Genomic DNA, 18,967 nt, shown 5'->3' with positions numbered 1-18,967 from the left:
GACTCCGGGCGTGCGGCCTTTGCCTATGGTCATGGACGCCTGACGGCTAGCTGCGGAAGTGGCTGAAGAACTCCTTGGTCTCGGGGTCCTGCGACTCGTCCATCACCTCGCGCGGGGTGCCGTTCTCGGCGATGACGCCGCGCCGCAGCAGCACCACGCGGTCGGCCGCGTCATGGGCGAAGCCCATCTCGTGCGTGGCCATCAGGATCGTCGTGCCCTGATCCTTGAGCTCGGCGACCATGTCGAGCACCTCGCCGACCAGCATCGGGTCGAGCGCGGAGGTGATCTCGTCGAGCAGCAGCAGCTCGGGGTTCGTCATCAGCGCGCGGGCGATGGCGACGCGCTGCTGCTGGCCGCCGGACAGCTGGTCCGGGTAGGCGCCCGCCTTGGCGCGCATGCCGATGCGGTCGAGCAGCTCCAGCGCGCGCGCCTCGGCGCGGTCCTTGGGCCAGTGGTGGACCTTGCGCGCCGCGAGCGTCACGTTCCTGATCACCGACATGTGCGGGAACAGGTTGAACTGCTGGAACACCACGCCGATGCGCGCGCGGATCCGGTCCTGGTCGGCGCGCGGGTCGGTGATGTCGGTCCCGCCCAGCCAGATCTGGCCGTCGTCCACGCGCTCGAGCAGGTTCACGCACTTCATCAGCGTCGACTTGCCCGAGCCCGAGGGGCCGAGCAGCGCCACGACCTCGTGCTGCCGCACGTCGAAGGAGATGCCGTTGAGCACGTGGGTGGCGCCGAAGGACTTGCGGATGTTGTCCAGCCGCAGCACGACCGGCGCGCCGCCGTCCGCGCCGGTCGTGGCGGTTCCGTCCGTGCGTTGCGTTGCTTCCGTCATACGACGCCTCCGCTCTGCTCGCGCCTGCGCAGGCGCTCCGAATACCAGTCGCTGAGCAGGATGAACGGCACGCTCATCAGGATGAACAGCAGGCTGGCCACCACATACGGGGTGAAGTTGTACGAGCTGGCCACCTCGATCTGCGCGGCGCGCACGGCGTCCACGGCGCCCAGCACCGATATCAGGCCGACGTCCTTCTGCATCGAGATGAAGTCGTTCATCAGCGCCGGCGTCACCTTGCGCAGCGCCTGGGGGATGACCACGAGCCGTGTCGTCTGCCCCGCGGTCAGGCCCAGCGAGCGCGCCGAGGCGCGCTGCGAGGGGTGCACGTCGTTGAAGCCGGCACGCAGCACCTCGGCGACGTACGCCGAGTAGCCGATGACGATGGCGATCGTGCCCAGGACGGCCGGGTCGATGCGGCCGAACAGGCCCAGCCCGGGGATGCCGAAGCCGATCAGGTACAGCAGCACGATCATCGGGATGCCGCGCATGACGGTGGTGTACACCGTCGCGATCACGCGCAGCGGGAACAGCACCGGATTGCGGCTGGTGCGGATCAGCGCGATGACCGTGGCGAGGACCGCCACGCCGATCACGGCGACGACGAGGATGCGCAGGTTCAGCCACAGGCCGTCCAGCACCTCGGGGAACGAGGCGACGAAGTACTCGGCGGAGAAGAAGGTCTCCTTGACCCTCGGCCAGCCGGGCGACATCGTCAGCCCGACCACCACGAGCGCGACCAGCACGACGGTGCTGGCCAGGCTGATGGCCACGGACCTGAGCTGCTGTCCGCGGCGGTAGCGGCGGCGGGAGAGTTCGACCTCGCTCACGGCGTCGCCGCGGGCGAGGTCATCGGGGGTCGGCTCCGAAACGTTCATGGCTGTTCCGGATGCGCGGTCAGGCCAGTTCGGGCAGGTCGGAGGTGTACTCGGACAGCCACTGCTCCTGCAGCTGGGCCAGCGTGCCGTCCTCGGTCAGCTCGTCGACCGCGTCGGAGACCGCGTCGGTGAGCTTGGAGCCCTTCGGCAGCACGATGCCCATGCCGTCGACGTCCTCGGAGCCGGCGATGCGGCCGATCACCACGCCGTCGGCGACCTGGCCGGAGTCCACCATGTACACGCACACGGTCGTGTCGGCGACCAGCGCGTCGATCTGGCCGGCGTCGAGCGCCTGGGCGAGCGAGGCGTCGTCGTTGAAGGTCTGCACGTTGTCGTTGATCTTCTCGGAGGCGACGGTGTAGCCCTGCGTGCCGACGGTCGCGCCGATCACGGCGTCCTTGAGGTCGGCCAGGCTGGTGGCGTTCGCGTACGGGCCGTCCTTCTTGACGATCACCGCGCGGGTGTCCTTGAAGTACGGCGACGAGAAGTCGACGGCGTTCTTGCGCTCGTCGGTGATGCCGAACTGCTGGATGTTCATGTCCCAGTCCTTCGCGCCCGGCGCGATGGCCGTCTCGAACGAGGTGCGGGTCCAGACCACGTCCTCGTCGCTGAAGCCGAGCTTCTCGGCGACGGCGTAGGCGACGGCGGCCTCGTAGCCCTCGCCGGACTCCGGGTCGTCGTTCATCACCCACGGCTCGTACGCCGGGTCGCCGGTGGCGATCGTCAGCTTGCCCGGGGTGACGGTCTGCTGGGTGATGTCGCCGGAGGCGTCGGCCGCGTTGTCGCCGGCGGCATCGGAGTCGCCGGATCCGCAGGCGGCGGTCAGGGCGAGGGCCGCGATGCTCAGGGTCGCCGCGAAGGCGCGTGCGAACTGCTTGCCATGGAATGCCATAGATGTCTCTCCTGTTCTGTCAATCGGTTGCCGTGCGACGGATAACCACAGCTATACTATGCTGCCGCGTGTTACCGCGCCATGGCGTGGCCATCGTTTTTCGCGATGGGACGCCATCGATTCCGCTTATGCCGTCGGCCGCGTCCGGTCCGTCGGCTGTACCGGGTCCGTTTGCTCCGTCTGCTGCAGCGTGAAGCCGGCGAACTCGAATCCGGGGCTGACCACGCAGGAGACGAGGGCGTCGCCGCGGCCGGGGACCGTGCGCTGCCAGACGCCCGCCGGGATGACCAGGTGGCCGACTGGCCCCTGCGCGTCGTCCGTCGCGATGCCGGCGCCCAGCGTCACGGCGCGATCCGGACCGGCGGGCGCGGGGCCGTCGCCGCCGAGCTCGATGGTCACCGGGGCCGGGCCGTGCCACAGCCAGATCTCGTCGGCGTCGACCTTGTGCCAGGCGCTGGCGTCGCCCTGCGCCAGCAGGAAGTAGATCAGCGAGGACAGCGGCCGGTCGCCGGACCGGTCCGCGATCGGCGACTGCCAGTCGCGGACGTACCATCCGCCCTCGGGATGCGGTTCGAGCCCGAGTCGGTCCACGACCGATCGGGCGTACGGGCTCATGTCGTCGAGCGCGACGCTCATGGTGTGCTCCTTTCCGTGGTGCTGTCGGTGTCGACGGGCGCCTCGAAGGCGCCGTCGTTGTACACGAGCCGGCCGGCGATGACGGTGGCCCGGTTGGTGCCGGCGCCGTGGCGGACCAGCGTCGTCAGCGTGTCCTCGATGCCCTGCGGCGTGGCGACGTCCACGGGGACGCCGAAGAAGGCGAGGTCGGCGGTCGCGCCGGCGTTGATCTGGCCGATGCGCCCGGCCCCGACGTGCATGCCGAGCTCCTGGGCGCCGCCGAGCGTCATCATGCGGATGAGCCGGTGGGTCAGGTCGGCGGCCGCGTAGCCCTGCCCGCGGGCCAGGTCGTAGAGCGTCGCCACGTCCTCGAGCACGTCGAGGCTGGGGGAGCTGGACAGCGAGTCGGTGCCGACCGCCAGCAGGTTGCCCTCCTCGAGGTACTCGCGCACCGGCGCGTCGCGGCCGGTCACGGTGATGCGGTTCGACCGCGGGCACAGCGCCACGCCGACGCCGCGCTGGCGCAGGATGCGCCGGTCCTCGGCGTTCGCCCACACGCCGTGCGCGATGTGCACGTCCGGGCCGAGCGAGCCGAGCTGGTCGAGGAACTGGATGGCCGAGGCGCGCAGCCCCGCCCGCTTGAGCTCGGTGTAGCTGGACCAGTGGCTGTCGCGCCAGGCGGCGGCCGAATACGTGGTCAGCGTGTCCTCGTCGCCGCCGGCCTCCATCGGGGTCTCGGCCAGGTGGATGTGCAGGCGCATGTCGAGCTGGCGCGCGATGTCGGGCAGGTCGACGAACGGTGTGGACTCCAGCGTGTACGGCGCGTGCGGGCTGATGCCGACGCTGGGCAGGCGCTCCCGGCTCATCGCGCCCAGATGGTTCACCAGCTCGCGCACGCCCTCGGTCTTCCAGTCGTCGTTGCGCCAGTTCATCACCTCCCAGTAGGCGATGCCGTGCATGCCCTGCGAGGCCAGCGCGTCGGCGGCCTGCGGGTCGGTGACGATGTCGGCGGCGGCCGTGGTGCCCGCCTCGACCATCATGCGGGCGCCCGCGCGCGCCGAGTCCTTCCAGTCGCCGGCCCCCAGCCGCTCGTACACCACGTCGAACGCGCGCTCCCAGTCGTGGAAGTCGGCGTAGCGTCCGCGGCCGACCTCGGCCATGCAGGTGTACTGCAGATGCGTGTGCGCGTTCACCAGACCCGGCGTGATCACGCCGTCCCAATGCCGCTCGTCGATGCGGCCGCCGGCGGCCATCTCGTCGGCGAGCACGCCGAGCATCCAGCGGCGGGTGCCCACGTGCACGACGCGGCCGGCGGACACGGCCACCGCGCCGTCGACGATCACCGGCCCGGTGACCGGGATGACCAGCGGCGCCGAGTACAGCGTCACCTGCCGCAGCGGCGCCGGGTGGGCCGCGCGGTACAACGGGTCGTCGTGCGCGCTCATCGGCGGGCCTCCTTCGCGGTCGTGCGGGACGTGCCGGACGTATCGGTCGTGTCGGTTGCGTCGGTCGATGCGGCCGTCCCGCCGTGGCCGTCGGCGAAGCGCGTCATCGTCCAGTCGTATCCGTTGTCGCCGTCGGCATGGCTGGCGCCGAAGCCGCGGACGGCCAGCGCGGCCGTGGCGATGCGCCGGTCCGCGGCCGCGTCGAGCCGGTGCAGGCCCGGCGCGAGCGCGCCGCGCGTCTCCAGCAGGTGCGCGACGGCGCAGGCCTGCACCGCGAAGCTCAGGTCCATGATCTCGATCGGGTTGCCGCCGCCGACGGTGTAGTTCACGCCGTCGCCGTCGGCGAGCAGCGTCAGCGTCGGCCCGCCGGGCACCGGCAGCGCGACGGCGTCGCGGCCCGTCTCGGCGCGGAACCCGGGGATCTCGTCGAGCGCGATCTCGTTGGCGATGCCGCCGATGACGGCCAGCACGGCGCCCTCGCGCATGCGCCGCATATGCCCGATCGTGACCGTGTGCCGCACGCCGGTCGCGGAGACCACGATGTCGGCGCCGGGCAGCGCGTCGTCGACGTCGAGGGCGGCGAAGCCGTCGAACACGGCCCGCAGCGCGGCCACCGGGTCGGTGTCGCACACCGCGACCCGCGCGCCGAGCGCCCGCACGCGCGTCGCGAAGCCGCGGCCGACCGGACCGTAGCCGATGACGGCGACCCGCGCGCCGTCGAAGGCCTGCGCGCCGAGGATGCGCTGCATCGTGGTCACGCAGGTCTCGCCGGTGCCGTGCATGTTGTCGAAGCCGGTCTTCAGCACGCTGTCGTTGACGGCGATGACGGGGAACGTGAGCGCGCCGGCGTCCTGCATGGCCTGGAAGGCGCGCACGCCGCTGGTGGTCTCCTCGGCCACGCCGATCAGGTCGTCCAGCAGCTCCGGCCGCTCCATCGCGGCGAGCCGCGCGAAGCTGGCGCCGTCGTCGATGATGATCTGCGGGCGGATCTCGTCGAGCAGCCGCAGCGCGCCCCGGCGCGACTCCCCGGCGCTCCAGCCGGCGTCGGCCTCGACGACGACGCCCTCGCGGCGCAGCTGCTCGGCCACGCGCTGGTCGGTCGACTCGGGCTCGCAGAACACGCCGACCGTGGCGCCCGCGGCCCTGAGCAGCCGCAGCAGCACCGCGGTCTTCGGCTCCAGGATCAGGCAGACCGCGATGCGCGCCCCGGCCAGGCGACCGGACGCCGACAGCTCGCCGATCAGCCGCGCGGTGACCGGCATATGCGCCTGCGCGTAGTCCATCGCCGCGAGCCCGGAGGCACGGCGCGAATCGAACATGCCGTCGAGCGGCGCGGCGGGGTCCAGCGCGCGGTCGTCGGCGTCGGGGCGCACGACCATGCCCCATTGCGCGGCCGCGTCGACGAATCCGGCGAGCCCCTCATCCTGCGCGTCGTTCCGGGCGGCGGCGTCACCCTGCGCGTCATACCGGGCGGCGTCATCCATGCGTCCGTCATCGCCGTCCGCGCATCCGGGGATGCCGTTCGCCACCGTCAGCCGGCACCCCGCCAGCGAGCGGTTGGTGCGCTGCGACACCGCGGCCGCCCACGCGGCGAAGCGCCGCCGGCCGTCGTCTCTCGTCATCGTGCTCATGAGAGCCATCATACGAGGGCCCGTGCGTTCCCGCGGCCGGCCGCCGCCCATACCCCCGTCGCCGGGAGCGGGCGTCCGGCTCAGCGCTTCGCCAGGCCGAGGGCGTCGAGCGCGTCGCGCAGCGTGACGACCTCGACCAGCCGCAGTCCGGGAACGTCCACCGGGCGTCGCAGCGGCGGCACCACGGCCGTCGTGAACCCCAGCCGCGCCGCCTCGCGCAGCCGGTGCTCCAGCCGCGGAGCCGGGCGCACCTGCCCGGTCAGGCTGATCTCGCCGATCGCGCAGGTCGTGCGGGGGATCGCACGCGACCGGGCGGCGCTCGCCAGCGCGGCCACGATCGCCAGGTCGCAGGCCGGCTCCTTCGCCAGCCCGCCCGCGATCGTCGAGACGTACAGGTCGTTGGACAGCAGGTTGATGCGGCCGTGCCGGTACAGCACCGCCGTCAGCATCGCGATGCGGTTCGCGTCCACGCCGTTGACCGCGCGCCGCGGCGTCGGCAGCACCGAGGTCGTGACCAGCGCCTGCACCTCGATCGGCAGGCTGCGGTGGCCGTCCAGCGTGAACGTCACGCAGGTGCCCTCCACCGGGGCGTCGGCGGGGGAGAGGAACAGCCCGGCCGGGTCGCGCACCTCCTCGATGCCCTCGCCGCTCATGTCGAAGCAGCCCACCTCGTCGGTCGGGCCGAAGCGGTTCTTCACCGCCCGCAGCATGCGCAGCGCGGTCTCGCTGTCGCCCTCGAACTGGCAGACCACGTCCACGAGATGCTCCAGCGTGCGCGGGCCGGCGATCGAGCCGTCCTTGGTCACATGGCCGACCAGCAGCACCGGCACGTCCAGCGTCTTCGCCGTGTCGATCAGCGCGCTCGCCACCTCGCGCACCTGCGTCGAGCCGCCGGAGATGCCATCGACGTCCTGAGAGACGATGGTCTGCGCGGAGTCGACGATGGCCAGCGCCGGGCGCTCCCGCTCGATCAGCCCGAGCACGGTCGCCAGGTCGGTGGTGGCCGCGAGCAGCAGATTGCCCTCGACGGCCCCGATGCGCGCCGCCCGCATCCGCACCTGCGCCTGCGACTCCTCGCCGGAGACGTACAGCACGGCGCCGTCGCGCCTCGCCCGGGCCACGTTGCCGGCGGTCTCCAGCAGCAGCGTCGACTTGCCGATGCCGGGCTCGCCGGCCACCAGCACGACGGATCCGGGCACGATGCCGCCGCCGAGCACGCGGTCGAACTCGCAGAACCCGGTGGGTATGCGGCTCACCGACTCCGTGCCGACCTCGGTGATCGGGCGCAGCGCGCCGTCGCCCACGCTCAGCGCCTTGGTGCGCGAGGTCCTTCCGGGCGCGGCGGTGCGCGTCGCGGCCGCGGGGCGCGCCTCGTGGAACTCCTCGATGGTGCCCCACTGGCCGCATTCGGGGCATCGGCCGTACCATTTGGGGCCGCTCCAGCCGCATTCGGAGCACAGATACTGCACGGACGTCTTCGCCATGGCCTCGACGGTATCGGTGTTGCGCGACAAGCGCGGACGGCCGGCGGCGGGGGAGTGTGTCGGTCCGGCGCAGAAAGCGGCGGGGCGGACCCGCCCGCGTCATGCGGCTGTGAGAGAATCGACGGCATGGCGAATACTCAAGGTTCTTCTTCAGGTTCTTCTCATGGCAAGCTGATCGCCGTGGTCGTGGCCGCGGCGGTGGTCATCGTCCTCGCGGTGCTGTCCGCGTTCGTCTGGCCGGGCTGGGCCGTGCGCAGCGACGGCGGCGACCCCCAGCAGAACACGCAACAGGAGCAGGAGGGGCAGCGGGAGACCACGCCGAGCATCGAGCCGGTGGCGTTGCCCGACGACGCCAGCGAGCTGCTCAAGGCCATGCCGGACACGGTGCTCGATTTCGCGCGCACCGCGGCCGGCGCCAGCGGCAGCTGGACGACGTCGAACCCGCTGGAGGAGTACACGCTCACCTACTCGACCGGCGACGCCGCGCAGGACGTGACGCTGATCGTGGCGCAGTGGGCGACCGCCGACGAGGCCCGCACCCAGTACGATGCGCTCGCCGGCGCGCTGACCGGCGACGAGCTGGGCAGCGGCGAGGTCAAGGTCTCCGGCGAGACCACCGGCAACTACGTCGCGCGCGTCGACGCCTCCGACGACGCCAAGGCCGTCGCGGTGTGGCAGAACGACACCGCGGTCTTCCAGGCCACGGGGGCGAGGGAGTCCGTCGAGGACTTCTACATGGAATTCCCGCTGTAGCGCGATCCGGGGGTGCGCCGCGGAACGCCGTATCGGCAAAGTCCCCGAAGCAGTGTACTATTGGGCGAGTTGCAATCTTTACGATTTTCTAGGAACGGAGGCTTGAGATGGGTTCGGTCATCAAGAAGCGCCGCAAGCGGATGAGCAAGAAGAAGCACCGCAAACTGCTGCGTAAGACTCGTCACCAGCGCAAGTAGTCTTCAGCGCGATGAGCGCCGACGGACCCCGCACGCCACCTGGCCTGCGGGGTCCTTGCGTATTGCCGGCGGGGCCTTGCGTATCCGGGCCGGCGGGGCTGCGGGAACCTGCGGGAACTTCCGGGAACCGGCTCGTGATCGTCACGTTGGACGTTCGTGCGTTATCCGGCGTGGCGACAAGGTTGGCCCGGCAACGACTATGTCGGTTCGGTCCGGCGGCGCCAGCCGCGTCACGCGGCATATACGCGATGTCCGGCAGCGTGTCACCGGCTGCTTATCGGCAGCCGACAGCACACTGCCGGACATCGCGTATGGGGTGCGTCCCGCGACGCCGTCGTCCGACGGCGGCCGAGCCGGACCGCTCGGTCGAGCCTGTCTGCCGTCCGCGCCGGTCAGGCCGGTCGGTTCGGACGGGGCGATCGGGGCGGACGGAGTGGACATGGCGGTCCGTCCGCCCCGTGTTCGGGTCGGCGGACCGGCGGGACGGGCCTACTTGTTGGAGTTGGTCATGACGCGCGGCCCGTTCGGGTCGCCGACGATGACGGTGTCCACCATGTTGAGGAACAGGCCGTGCTCCACCACGCCGACGGTGGTGATCAGGTCCTCGGCCAGCGCCTCCGGATGGTCGATGCGGTCGAGGTGCAGGTCGACCACGTAGTTGTTCTCGTCGGTGCGCACCGGCTGGCCCTCGGCGTCCAGGCGCAGCACCGGCTTGTAGCCCTTGGCCTCGAACTTCTTGACGACCTGGCCGGCGCCGAACGGGATGACCTCGACAGGCAGCGGGAACTTGCCGATGGTGTCGACGACCTTGGACTCGTCGACGATCCACACGATCCTGTTGGAGTTGATGGCCACGATCTTCTCCCACAGCAGTGCGGCGCCGCCGCCCTTGATGCCGTTGAAGTTCTTGTCGACCTCGTCGGCGCCGTCGATCGTCACGTCGATGTGGTCGACGTCGTCGATGTCCACGATCGTGATGCCGTAGCCTTCGGCCTGCTCCTGCGTGCGGCGCGAGGTCGTGACGCCGGTGAACCGCAGCCCCTCCTCCTGAACGCGACGGCCGAGCTCGTCGACGAGGAAACGAACGGTGGATCCGGTGCCCAGACCGGCGATCATGCCGTTCTCGATCAGCTTGGCGGCTTCGATGCCGGCCGCCTTCTTCAGCGCATCCTGCTGTGCCTTATCCATAATGAGTGCTCCTTCGACGGATAGTCGCCCGGACCCCGCGGCCCGGACTTCCGTACCCCATAGTATCGGATGCGCCGCATCTGCGGCCATCGCGGACGTCAGGCGCCGGGCGACGACGGCCGCGACGGTCCGGTCCGGGCGCGCCGGTTGCGCGGCGGCCGGGACGTCCGGTTCAGGCGTGCCGGACGTCGAACTCGGCGCAGTCGAGGACGATCGTCCCGTCGCCCTGCACGAATCCCTCCACGGTGATCGTGCCGCGGATGAACCGCGGCCGGCCGTCGTAGGTGGGGCTCGACGCCGGCGGCGGGGAGAAGCGCAGCGTGCCCGAAACCGACAGTCCCGAACTCCGGCGCCGCACCGTGCCGGTCGCGGGCCGCGCGTCGTGCGTCGTGAGCGTGTCGCGCGCCGCCGCATCTGCCGTGCGGGCGTCGTCGGCGTCCGCGACGCGGGCGTTGCCGTGGTCGGCTCCGCCGTCGGCATCGTCCACACGGTCCGCGGCGTCACCGACGGCGTCGGTGACGCCGGCGTCCGCGGGGGCGGCGCCGTCCGCCGCGTTCCCGACGCTCGGCGCGGCCGTGTCGTCGACGGCCCTGTTGCCGTCCTCGGCCTCGACCACGGTATCCACGTCGTCGCCGAAGCCGGAACCCGTGACGGCCGGCAGGGCGACCAGCGTCGTCTCGCAGTCAGCTTTCCGCGGCAGCACCGTGGTGGCGGTCGGGTCGCCGCCGAACGCGGCGGTGCTGCCGGCGACGCGCGGGCCGAACGGGTAGTCGGGCACCCCCTCGGGCTCGGCCAGGCGCTCGGCGAGCGAGCCGCGCTTCACGGCCGGCAGCACCCGCGTGCGGTTGATGGCCTCGGTCGGCGCGCCGTCGCCGGAATCGCCGTCCGTGTCGGCGTCCTCGGGGCCGCGGCCCAGATGGTAGGCGTCGTCGTCGATGGCGCCGTCCAGCAGCAGCTGCGCGTCCGAGGGCACGTCCAGCCCCTTCGCGTAGTCGGAGGCGATCAGCGACTGCCAGCCCTCCCGGGGCAGGTAGCCGTCGCGCACGCCGCTTCGGCAGTCGCCGGCATAGGTGCGCGCCAGCTCGTCCACCTTTTCGTTGCCGGCGTTGCCCGCATGGCCCTTGACCCATACGAACCTCACCTCGCCCTCGCGCCTCGACAGCTCCGCGTCGATCGCCTTGATCAGCGGGGCGTTCTTGACCGGCTGCTTCTGCGAGTTCCTCCATCCGTTGCGTTTCCAGCCGCGCACCCAGGTGGTGGCGCAGTTGATCGCGTACTGCGAGTCGGTTTCGATGACCAGCGGCTCGCTGCCGGGGTGCGCGCGCAGCGCCTCCAGCACGGCGCACAGCTCGCCGATCTGATTGGTGCCGTTGGTGGCGCCGCCCGCGTCGCAGTCGCCGGGATGCCGGTGCCCGGGGCGCCCGCCGGCGTGCGGGTCGTGGTCCGCCCACGCCCAGCCCATCGGGCCGTTGGGATTGCCGAGCGCCGAACCGTCTGTGGAAACCGTGATCGTCATGCGTCCCACTGTACGGAGCGACTCCGACGCGACCGGCGCGCCGGCATGCGAAAGGGGCGCCCCCATGCGGGACGTCCCCTCATATGCTCGGCGCGTTCAGGTGAGCCGCGTGGCATGCCGCATGCACATTGTGCACGTGCGACACGGCCGTGTCGCACGGCGCGATGCGGAATGACCGCAGCCTCCGTGCGCACATTGTGCGCGTACGGACTGCTCGGGTGATGTCATCGCCCCGGCCTCGGACGGCGGGACATGGAAACGGCCGCGGTCTCCGTACACGCACAATGTGCGTGCGGAAACCGCGGCCGAAGCGCGAAGCGCGAAGCGTGAAGCGCGCGCTACTCGCCGAGCGCCTTGTCGACGACCTCGGTGGCCTCCTCGAGCACCTTGTCCAGCGCCTCGGGGGAGACGAAGGACTCGGCGTACACCTTGTAGATGTTCTCGGTGCCGGACGGGCGGGCCGCGAACCAGTTGTCCTTGGTCACGACCTTGAGGCCGCCGATCTTCGCGCCGTTGCCCGGAGCCTCGGTCAGCTTGGCCTCGATGTCCTCGCCCGCCAGCTGCGTGGCGGTCACGTCGTCGCCGGACAGCTTGGCGAACTTCTGCTTCTGCTCCAGCGTGGTCGGCGTGTCGACGCGCTTGTACCAGCTCTCGCCGAAGCGCTCGACCTGCTCCTGGTGCAGCTGTGCCGGGTTCTTGCCGGTCTTGGCGGTGATCTCGGCGGCCAGCAGGTCGGGGATCAGGCCGTCCTTGTCGGTGGTCCACACGCGGCCGTCCATGCGCAGGAAGCTCATGCCGGAGCTCTCCTCGCCGCCGAACGCGACCTCGCCCTTGAACAGCGGGTCGACGAACCACTTGAAGCCGACCGGCACCTCGACGAGCTTGGCGCCGATGGAGGCGGCCACGCGGTCGATCAGCGAGGACGACACCAGCGTCTTGCCGATGCCCGCGCCCTCCGGCCAGCCCGGACGGTTGCCGCCGAACAGGTACTCCACGCACACGGCGATGTAGTGGTTCGGGTTCATCACGCCCCAGTCCGGGCACACGATGCCGTGGCGGTCGGCGTCCGGATCGGTGCCGCCGACCAGGTCGTACTTCTCCCACGCGCCGGCGTTGAGCTCGTCGACCAGGCCCTTCATCGCGTAGGTCGAGCTCGGGTCCATGCGGATCTTGCCGTCGTGGTCGATGGTCATGAAGCGCCAGGTCGGGTCGACCTCGGGGCGCACCACGTCGATCGACAGGCCGTACTTCTCGTTCATCAGCGGCCAGTAGTTCACCGACGCGCCGCCCAGCGGGTCGATGCCCAGGCGCACGCCCGAGGCGCGGATCACGTCGAAGTCGATGACGTTGCCCAGGTCGGAGACGTAGTGGTCGCGGTAGTCGAAGCGCTCGACCAGGTCGGACTTGACGGCCTGCTCGAACGGCACGCGCCTGACGTTCCTGTAGCCGCCGAGCAGCTCGTTGGCGCGGTCTGCGATCGCGTTGGTCGCCTCGGCCGGGGCCGGGCCGCCGGTCGGCGGGTCGTACTTGAAGCCGCCGTCGGTCGGCGGGTTGTGCGACGGGGTGACGACGATGCCGTCGGCGAGGTCCTCGCCGGAGAAGCGCTGCGTGCCGTCGGCCGCGCGGTTGTGGGTCAGGATCGCCTGGGAGACGACCGGGGTGGGGGTGAAGTCGTCGCGCGAGTCGATGCGCACGCGCACGCCGTTGGCGACGAGCACCTCGATGGCGGTCCTCCACGCCGGCTCGGACAGCGCGTGCGTGTCGCGGCCGATGTACAGCGGGCCGGTGACGCCCTGCGACTTGCGGTATTCGGCGATGGCCTGCGTGATGGCGACGATGTGGGCCTCGTTGAACGAGGTCTTCAGGGACGATCCGCGGTGGCCGGAGGTGCCGAAGGAGACGCGCTGCTCCGGGACGGACGGATCGGGGACGAGGTCGTAGTACTTGCCAACAACCTCGTCGACGTTGATCAGATCTGCTGGGGTGGCGGGCATGCCCGCATTGTTTGCTACCATGTCCCCATTCTGCCACGCCGACGGATGAACGGTGTGCAGGGACGCGCGATGATGCGCGTTTCGCGTGCGTTCGACGCGACTGTTCACCGGCGGTGCGCCGTCCCGTCACCTTCGCGCGTGGCCGGCGCAGGGCGACGCGCGGGCGGGTTGCCCGCCAGCGGGGTTTCGCCGGCCGAGCCGCCGTCGGTGGGCCGCCGCCGGCAAGGTACCGTCGGTACGGGTGCCGTCAGCGGGCCGCGGCGGTCCGCTCGCCGTCGACTCCGGCGGCGCCATCGGCGTCGACGCCCGCCGGCCCGTCGGCCGCGGCCTCGATGGGTGCCGGGGCCGACGACGGCGTGCCCTCGGGCACGCGCACGGTCAGCGCCCGCCGCTCCACGGTGAAGCGGATGTGCCGCGTCTCTCGCAGGATGTCGCCGTCCACCTCGGCCAGCGCCGGCTTCTCCAGCCGGACCTCGGCGCTGACGCCCTGCACCTGGTCGATCGTCGAGTTCGTGGACAGCGGGCTCTGCTGCGCCTTGCCGGTGACGGTCTGGTGCACCACGTCGCCGAACAGGTTCGCCCAGCCGATCAGCCCGCCCGAGGTGTCGATGAGCTCGAAGTCGAGCAGACCGTCGTCGTACGAGGCCTCGGGCATCAGCGAGAACCCGGGGATCTGCCCGCAGTTGCCGGCCATCAGCGTGCGGAAGGTCAGCTTGGTGCGCGTGTGGGTCGAGCCGTCCGGCGAGGTGATCGACACGCTGCCGCGGTACTTCGGCGCGAACAGGTGCTTGAACGCGCCGGTGAAGTAGGCGAGCCAGCTGATGTTCTTCTTGAGCTCGGGGTCGGTGTCGTCGATCATCTGCGCGTCGAAGCCGATGCCCGCGATGATCAGGAACGCGTGGCCGTGGTCCTCCTGCTCGTTGTCCAGGATCGTCAGGCGGCCCATGTCCACGAGCTTGGAGCCGTGCGAGGTGGCGACGGCCAGCGCGGCGTCGACGTCGTCCACCGGGATGCCCATGTTGCGGGCGAACAGGTTGCCTGTGCCGATCGGCACGATGCCCAGCGCGTGCCCGGTCCCGGACAGCGCGCTGGCGACGGTGCGCACGGTGCCGTCGCCGCCGACGGCCACCACCACGTCGGCGCCGTTGGCCAGCGCCTCCTGCGCGCACACGCGCCCGCTCTTGTCGAGCTGCGTGTCGATGAACTGCACCTCGGTCAGCCCCCGCTCCTCGCAGTAGCGGCGGATGCGCCGGCGGTACTCGTCGGCCTGCGGCTTGGACGGGTTGATGACGAACGCGTAGCGCACCTGGTCGTCGTCGCGCCGGTCGAGGACCTCGGCGAGGCGGCGTCGGCGCCGCAGACGCAGCACGCACGCGACGGCGGCCGCTACGACGACGAGGGCCGCGATGACGATGAGGGCGACGAGCAGAGGCTGGGGCATGGTTTCCATTGTCTCCGCCGCCGCGACCGCGACACGACCGTGGCGGGCGAAATCGAACGATACCTGCACGTGTGCTGGGCATTCGCGGCGGGATTGTCGCACCGACGCCGCGGCGTCGTCGCCGTGCCGCCGTGGCGTCGTCGCCGCGGTCGGGCCGCGCCGCGGCCGTCCGGGCCCCGTGCCCGCATGGCGGAACCGCGCGGGGCCGGAGCCGGGGGACTGTCGGCTTGCGGCACTACTCTGGGAGCCATGCTTGATATCCAATTCATCCGTGAACATGCCGACGTGGTGCGCGAGTCGCAGCGCAAGCGCGGCGAATCCGTCGAGCTGGTCGACGAGGTGCTGCGCTCCGACGAGGTCCGCCGCTCCTCGCTCAAGGCGTTCGAGTCCGCCCGCGCCCAGCAGAAGGAGATCGGCAAGAAGGTCGCCGCCGCCGCACCGGAGGAGAAGGCCGCGCTGATCGCGCAGACCAAGGACCTCAGCCGGCGGGTCGCCGAGTACAAGTCCGCCGCCGACGCCGCGTCCGAGGCGTACACCACCGCGATGTGGAAGCTGTCGAACATCGTCGAGCCCGAGGCCCCCGAGGGCGGCGAGGACGACTACGTGGTCGTCAAGAAGGTCGGCACGCCGCGCGACTTCGCCGCCGAGGGCTTCGAGCCCAAGGACCACATGGCGCTGGGCACGCTGGTCGCCGGCATCGACACCCGCCGCGGCGCGAAGGTCTCCGGCTCGCGCTTCTACTTCCTGCGCGGCGCCGTGGCCCGCATGCAGATCGCGATGCTGACGATGGCCGTCGACCAGGCCGAGAGCCACGGCTTCACGCTGGCCATCACCCCCACGCTGGTGCGCCCCGAGGTGATGCGCGGCACCGGATTCCTCAACTCCCACGCCGACGAGATCTACCGTCTGCGCGAGCCCGACGACCAGTACCTGGTCGGCACCTCCGAGGTGGCGCTCGCCGGCATGCACGAGGACGAGATCCTCGACCTGTCCGACGGCCCGCTGCGCTACTGCGGGTGGAGCTCCTGCTACCGGCGCGAGGCGGGCGCCGCCGGCAAGGACACCACCGGCATCATCCGCGTCCACCAGTTCGACAAGGTGGAGATGTTCGTCTACGCCCGCCAGGAGGACTCCTGCCGGGAGCACGAGCGCCTGCTCGCCATGGAGGAGGAGATGCTGGCCAAGGTCGAGGTGCCGTACCGCGTCATCGACACCGCCGCCGGCGACCTGGGCTCCTCGGCCGCGCGCAAGTTCGACTGCGAGGCCTGGGTGCCGACGCAGGGCCGCTACCGCGAGCTGACGTCCACCTCGAACTGCACCGAGTACCAGGCGCGCCGCCTGAACATCCGCGAGCGCGTGGCCGACGGCGGCACCCGCCCGGTCGCCACGCTGAACGGCACGCTGGCCACGACCCGCTGGCTGGTCGCGATCCTGGAGAACCACCAGAACCCGGACGGCTCGATCGAGATCCCGCAGGCGATGCGCCCGTACATGGGCGGCCGCGAGGTCATCGAGCCGACCGCCTGGGAGGCCTGAGCGCGCCGCCGGCGCGCCGGGGCCAATCGAGGGGTCCGGCTATGATGGTCGACGCGTCCGTGACGGGCGCGATTGGGGCAGATGTCCGAGCGGTCTAAGGAGACGGTCTTGAAAACCGTTGAGGTGCAAGCCTCCGCGAGTTCGAATCTCGCTCTGCCCGCCGCCGACCAGCCGTAATGCTGCAACGTACATCCCGGGTTCCGGGATGTACGTTTTTTGGTACCGAGGGGAGGGGCGCATGGACGGGCGAACGCCGGGGCGCGTCACCGACGTCATCTTCGACTATTGCGACGTGCTGCTGGACTGGAACCCGCGGCTGCCGCTGGAGGGCCAGTACCCGCCGGGCGTCGTGGACATGTTCTTCGACGACGCCGACGACCGCGGGTTCCGCCACTACGACCGGCTGTCGGATTCCGGCTGGAGCGAGGAGCGGATCCTCGCCGACTACGAGGAGGGGCACGGCCCCGCCGTCGCGTGGGTGTTCCGCATCTACTTCGAACGGCAGCGGCTGGCGCTCGCCGGCATGCAGCCCGGCATGGAGGCGCTGCTGCGCGACCTGGACGCGGCCGGCGTGCGCCTGTGGGGGCTGACGAACTTCACGACCAAGTACGTGGACGCCGCGCATGAGCTGTTCCCCGCGCTGGACCTGCTGCGCGACACGGTGGTGTCCTCGCAGGAGGGCGTGCTCAAACCCGATCCGGAGATCTACCGCCGCGCGATCGCGCGTTTCGGCGTCGACCCCGCCGCGACGGCGTTCCTCGACGACAAGCCGGCCAACGCCGAAGCGGCCTGTGCGCTGGGGATGCACGGCATCCGCTTCGAGGACGCCGCGCAGGCGCGCGCGGCCCTGCGCGCGCTGGGCGCGGCGGTCTGAGCCCGCCCGCGCCCAGCGCGCCGGCCGCGTCACGCCGGCCACGTCATGCGGGGCGTGCGGCGTTCGGCGGGCGCCCCGCATCCGAACGGCGTCGCCCGCGCACGCACGGGCGCGCCCGTTCCGCTTTTCCGGGCCGTTGCCGCGGCCCGCATGGTCATGCCGTGCGGCTACGGCAGGCGGCCTCGTCCTGCGGCGTGTCCTCGCCGGGCGCGTCGACGAAGTTCACATACACATTGTGCGCGTACGTGACCGAGGATCCCTCGGGGTGCCATATCGTGGCCTTGGGCTCCGGGGCGTCGGCGATGAACACATTGTGCTCGACGCGCGCCGCGCCGTCGGCCCGGTCCAGGCGCAGCGGGTCCGCGTCCGCGCCGAGGACGAAGACGTTGTCGTGCACGTGCGCGTCGGGGTTGCGCGGGATGTCGATCGCGCCCATCGCGTCGTGGAACGCCGCGTTGTGGCAGAACTCGGAGTTGACGGCCTTCTCGTTGCAGAACATCACGGTGCCCCCGGAGTTGCCGGACGAGTAGTTATGCCGGTAGACGGTGCCGTCGCCGTAGTCGGCGTCCCAGGCCTGGCCGTCGCCGTTGCCGCGGTCGGCGTTGAGCGTGTCCCAGGCCTGGTTGTACTCGAACAGCGCGTCCTTGCACCGCCAGGGCCAGATCGCCGCGGCCACCCGGTCGTTCTCGGTGGCGGTGTAGACGTCGGTGCGGATCTGTCGGGCGGCGCGGCGGGATATGTTGCGCCGGATCACCGGGCGCAGGCAGTACATCGTCGTGATCGCGTCCCCGCCGGCGTCCTCGACGAGGTTGTCCTCGACGACCACGTTCGTGGCGCCGTAGCGGGCGAGCAGCGCGTCGTCGATGGTGCCGTCGCCGTAGTCGAAGGTGTTGTCCCAGGCGCCCGAGGCGTCGCGGCCGCCGCGGTCGATGTAGTTGAGGTACGCGGTGTACCCCACGGCGATGCCCCACCGGCTGGTGCGGCGCACCGTGTTGCCGGCGATGCGCACGTCGTCGAACCGGGCGACGTCGGTCTCGACGCGGGCCGGGTCCTCGGGCATGTGCGCGACGACCTGGATGCCGCCGTTGGCCATGTGCTTGTCGTACACGTTGCCATCCACGTCGTGGATGTCAAGCCGCTCCAGCAGCACGTGGCGCACGGTCCCGGCGTTCTCGGCGACCACCGCCACGCCGGTGCGGTCCATGACCTCCAGGTCGTTGTAGGCCATGCCGTCGGAGTCGTCGACGCGTCGGTTCGTGATCTCGAGGTCGCGCACCTCGACGTGGGAGACGTCCCGGAGCAGCAGGGCGGTGGACACGTCGCCGCGGTTGCGGTGCGGCGAGCCGCCGATCGGCGCGCGGTAGTCCTCGTGCCACACGCCGGCCCCGTCCGCGTGGATCGCGGGCCGCGGCGCCTCCGGATCGCCGTACGCGCCGATGACGATGGGCGCGCCCTCGGCGCCGGAGCCGGCGATGTGCAGGAACTGGCCGCGGAACGAGGAGCCGCGTTCGAGCAGCACCTGGTCGCCGGGCGCCAGGGTCAGCGCGTTGACGGCGGCCAGCGTCGCGAACGGGCGCTCGGGCGAGGTGCCGGGGGCGGCGTCGCTGCCGTGCGTGGACGAGACATGGAATATGGTCATGGTGCGCTCCCATCGTCGGGTCGATCGTTCGTCGTCGAACTTGTTA

16 protein-coding genes and 1 tRNA gene are annotated in these 18,967 nt (G+C 71.1%); 5 read left to right on the top strand and 12 right to left on the bottom strand.

The features are described from left to right. Positions 1-46: 46 nt before the first annotated feature. The 7 genes from KIH73_RS06485 to radA form a co-directional block, all read right to left on the bottom strand. The gene (locus KIH73_RS06485; protein WP_219081742.1) at positions 47-838 is read right to left on the bottom strand and encodes an amino acid ABC transporter ATP-binding protein; all 792 of its coding nucleotides are present in this window, start codon (positions 836-838) and stop codon (positions 47-49) included. After that, positions 835-1,716, bottom strand: coding sequence for an amino acid ABC transporter permease (locus KIH73_RS06480; RefSeq protein ID WP_219081740.1), 882 nt, complete (start codon positions 1,714-1,716; stop codon positions 835-837). The genes KIH73_RS06485 and KIH73_RS06480 overlap by 4 nt, the downstream gene beginning before the upstream one ends. A gap of 19 nt (positions 1,717-1,735) precedes the next feature. Further along, positions 1,736-2,608, bottom strand: a complete 873-nt coding sequence (locus tag KIH73_RS06475) for an ABC transporter substrate-binding protein (protein ID WP_219081738.1) — start codon at positions 2,606-2,608, stop codon at positions 1,736-1,738. 126 nt (positions 2,609-2,734) lie between these two features. After that, positions 2,735-3,244: a cupin domain-containing protein gene (locus KIH73_RS06470; RefSeq protein ID WP_219081736.1), complete on the bottom strand. Its 510-nt coding sequence runs from the start codon at positions 3,242-3,244 to the stop codon at positions 2,735-2,737. Next, positions 3,241-4,668, bottom strand: a complete 1,428-nt coding sequence (locus tag KIH73_RS06465) for an amidohydrolase family protein (protein ID WP_219081734.1) — start codon at positions 4,666-4,668, stop codon at positions 3,241-3,243. Before KIH73_RS06465 ends, KIH73_RS06470 begins: the two co-directional genes overlap by 4 nt. Then, complete coding sequence (locus KIH73_RS06460; protein ID WP_236022634.1) at positions 4,665-6,299, bottom strand: adenosylhomocysteinase; 1,635 nt, start codon at positions 6,297-6,299, stop codon at positions 4,665-4,667. Before KIH73_RS06460 ends, KIH73_RS06465 begins: the two co-directional genes overlap by 4 nt. An 80-nt stretch (positions 6,300-6,379) precedes the next feature. Further along, the gene (radA, locus tag KIH73_RS06455; protein ID WP_219081732.1) at positions 6,380-7,783 is read right to left on the bottom strand and encodes a DNA repair protein RadA; all 1,404 of its coding nucleotides are present in this window, start codon (positions 7,781-7,783) and stop codon (positions 6,380-6,382) included. A 126-nt stretch (positions 7,784-7,909) separates the two neighbouring features. Here radA and KIH73_RS06450 point away from each other — a divergent pair, with 126 nt between their 5' ends. Both KIH73_RS06450 and KIH73_RS06445 read left to right on the top strand, forming a co-directional pair. Next, positions 7,910-8,536 (top strand): hypothetical protein, encoded by a 627-nt coding sequence (locus KIH73_RS06450; protein WP_219081730.1) that lies wholly within the window; start codon positions 7,910-7,912, stop codon positions 8,534-8,536. 107 nt (positions 8,537-8,643) lie between these two features. Further along, a complete protein-coding gene (locus tag KIH73_RS06445) occupies positions 8,644-8,733 on the top strand; it encodes a 30S ribosomal protein bS22 (RefSeq protein ID WP_004268639.1) in 90 nt (29 codons plus the stop codon). 489 nt (positions 8,734-9,222) lie between these two features. Here KIH73_RS06445 and rpiA read toward each other — a convergent pair whose 3' ends face one another. From rpiA to KIH73_RS06425, 4 genes are all read right to left on the bottom strand, one after another. Next, a complete protein-coding gene (rpiA, locus tag KIH73_RS06440; RefSeq protein ID WP_219081728.1) occupies positions 9,223-9,921 on the bottom strand; it encodes a ribose-5-phosphate isomerase RpiA in 699 nt (232 codons plus the stop codon). Positions 9,922-10,093: 172 nt separating this feature from the next. Continuing rightward, a complete protein-coding gene (locus KIH73_RS06435) occupies positions 10,094-11,437 on the bottom strand; it encodes a ribonuclease H family protein (protein ID WP_219081726.1) in 1,344 nt (447 codons plus the stop codon). 338 nt (positions 11,438-11,775) lie between these two features. After that, entirely contained in the window at positions 11,776-13,452 is a 1,677-nt protein-coding gene (pgm, locus tag KIH73_RS06430; protein ID WP_219081723.1) for a phosphoglucomutase (alpha-D-glucose-1,6-bisphosphate-dependent), read from the bottom strand. A 226-nt stretch (positions 13,453-13,678) separates the two neighbouring features. Further along, positions 13,679-14,872, bottom strand: a complete 1,194-nt coding sequence (locus KIH73_RS06425) for a diacylglycerol/lipid kinase family protein (protein ID WP_219081721.1) — start codon at positions 14,870-14,872, stop codon at positions 13,679-13,681. 249 nt (positions 14,873-15,121) lie between these two features. On the opposite strand from KIH73_RS06425, the gene serS reads away from it, so the two are divergent. From serS to KIH73_RS06410, 3 genes are all read left to right on the top strand, one after another. Next, positions 15,122-16,408 (top strand): serine--tRNA ligase, encoded by a 1,287-nt coding sequence (gene serS / locus KIH73_RS06420; RefSeq protein ID WP_219081720.1) that lies wholly within the window; start codon positions 15,122-15,124, stop codon positions 16,406-16,408. A gap of 75 nt (positions 16,409-16,483) precedes the next feature. Further along, a tRNA-Ser gene (locus KIH73_RS06415) sits at positions 16,484-16,568 on the top strand. Between the two features lie 78 nt (positions 16,569-16,646). Further along, the gene (locus tag KIH73_RS06410; RefSeq protein WP_219081718.1) at positions 16,647-17,282 is read left to right on the top strand and encodes an HAD family hydrolase; all 636 of its coding nucleotides are present in this window, start codon (positions 16,647-16,649) and stop codon (positions 17,280-17,282) included. A 154-nt stretch (positions 17,283-17,436) separates the two neighbouring features. Here the strand turns inward: KIH73_RS06410 and KIH73_RS06405 are convergent, their stop codons facing one another. Then, on the bottom strand, positions 17,437-18,921 hold the full coding sequence (locus KIH73_RS06405; RefSeq protein ID WP_219081716.1) for a right-handed parallel beta-helix repeat-containing protein: 1,485 nt from the start codon (positions 18,919-18,921) through the stop codon (positions 17,437-17,439). Positions 18,922-18,967: the final 46 nt, after the last annotated feature.

Origin of the sequence: Bifidobacterium phasiani (assembly GCF_019331775.1) — a bacterium.
GTDB classification, from domain to species: domain Bacteria; phylum Actinomycetota; class Actinomycetes; order Actinomycetales; family Bifidobacteriaceae; genus Bifidobacterium; species Bifidobacterium phasiani.
Note: the sequence above shows the minus strand (reverse complement) of the source record. Positions and strands in the feature narration are given on the sequence as shown.

Coding starts and splice junctions, on each gene's coding strand:
- radA (WP_219081732.1), bottom strand. CDS start 7,783: ATGGCGAAGACGTCCGTGCAGTATCTGTGCTCCGAATGCGGCTGGAGC.
- KIH73_RS06465 (WP_219081734.1), bottom strand. CDS start 4,668: ATGAGCGCGCACGACGACCCGTTGTACCGCGCGGCCCACCCGGCGCCG.
- pgm (WP_219081723.1), bottom strand. CDS start 13,452: ATGGTAGCAAACAATGCGGGCATGCCCGCCACCCCAGCAGATCTGATC.
- rpiA (WP_219081728.1), bottom strand. CDS start 9,921: ATGGATAAGGCACAGCAGGATGCGCTGAAGAAGGCGGCCGGCATCGAA.
- KIH73_RS06450 (WP_219081730.1), top strand. CDS start 7,910: ATGGCGAATACTCAAGGTTCTTCTTCAGGTTCTTCTCATGGCAAGCTG.
- KIH73_RS06425 (WP_219081721.1), bottom strand. CDS start 14,872: ATGCCCCAGCCTCTGCTCGTCGCCCTCATCGTCATCGCGGCCCTCGTC.
- KIH73_RS06480 (WP_219081740.1), bottom strand. CDS start 1,716: ATGAACGTTTCGGAGCCGACCCCCGATGACCTCGCCCGCGGCGACGCC.
- serS (WP_219081720.1), top strand. CDS start 15,122: ATGCTTGATATCCAATTCATCCGTGAACATGCCGACGTGGTGCGCGAG.
- KIH73_RS06445 (WP_004268639.1), top strand. CDS start 8,644: ATGGGTTCGGTCATCAAGAAGCGCCGCAAGCGGATGAGCAAGAAGAAG.
- KIH73_RS06410 (WP_219081718.1), top strand. CDS start 16,647: ATGGACGGGCGAACGCCGGGGCGCGTCACCGACGTCATCTTCGACTAT.
- KIH73_RS06475 (WP_219081738.1), bottom strand. CDS start 2,608: ATGGCATTCCATGGCAAGCAGTTCGCACGCGCCTTCGCGGCGACCCTG.
- KIH73_RS06435 (WP_219081726.1), bottom strand. CDS start 11,437: ATGACGATCACGGTTTCCACAGACGGTTCGGCGCTCGGCAATCCCAAC.
- KIH73_RS06470 (WP_219081736.1), bottom strand. CDS start 3,244: ATGAGCGTCGCGCTCGACGACATGAGCCCGTACGCCCGATCGGTCGTG.
- KIH73_RS06460 (WP_236022634.1), bottom strand. CDS start 6,299: ATGAGCACGATGACGAGAGACGACGGCCGGCGGCGCTTCGCCGCGTGG.
- KIH73_RS06405 (WP_219081716.1), bottom strand. CDS start 18,921: ATGACCATATTCCATGTCTCGTCCACGCACGGCAGCGACGCCGCCCCC.
- KIH73_RS06485 (WP_219081742.1), bottom strand. CDS start 838: ATGACGGAAGCAACGCAACGCACGGACGGAACCGCCACGACCGGCGCG.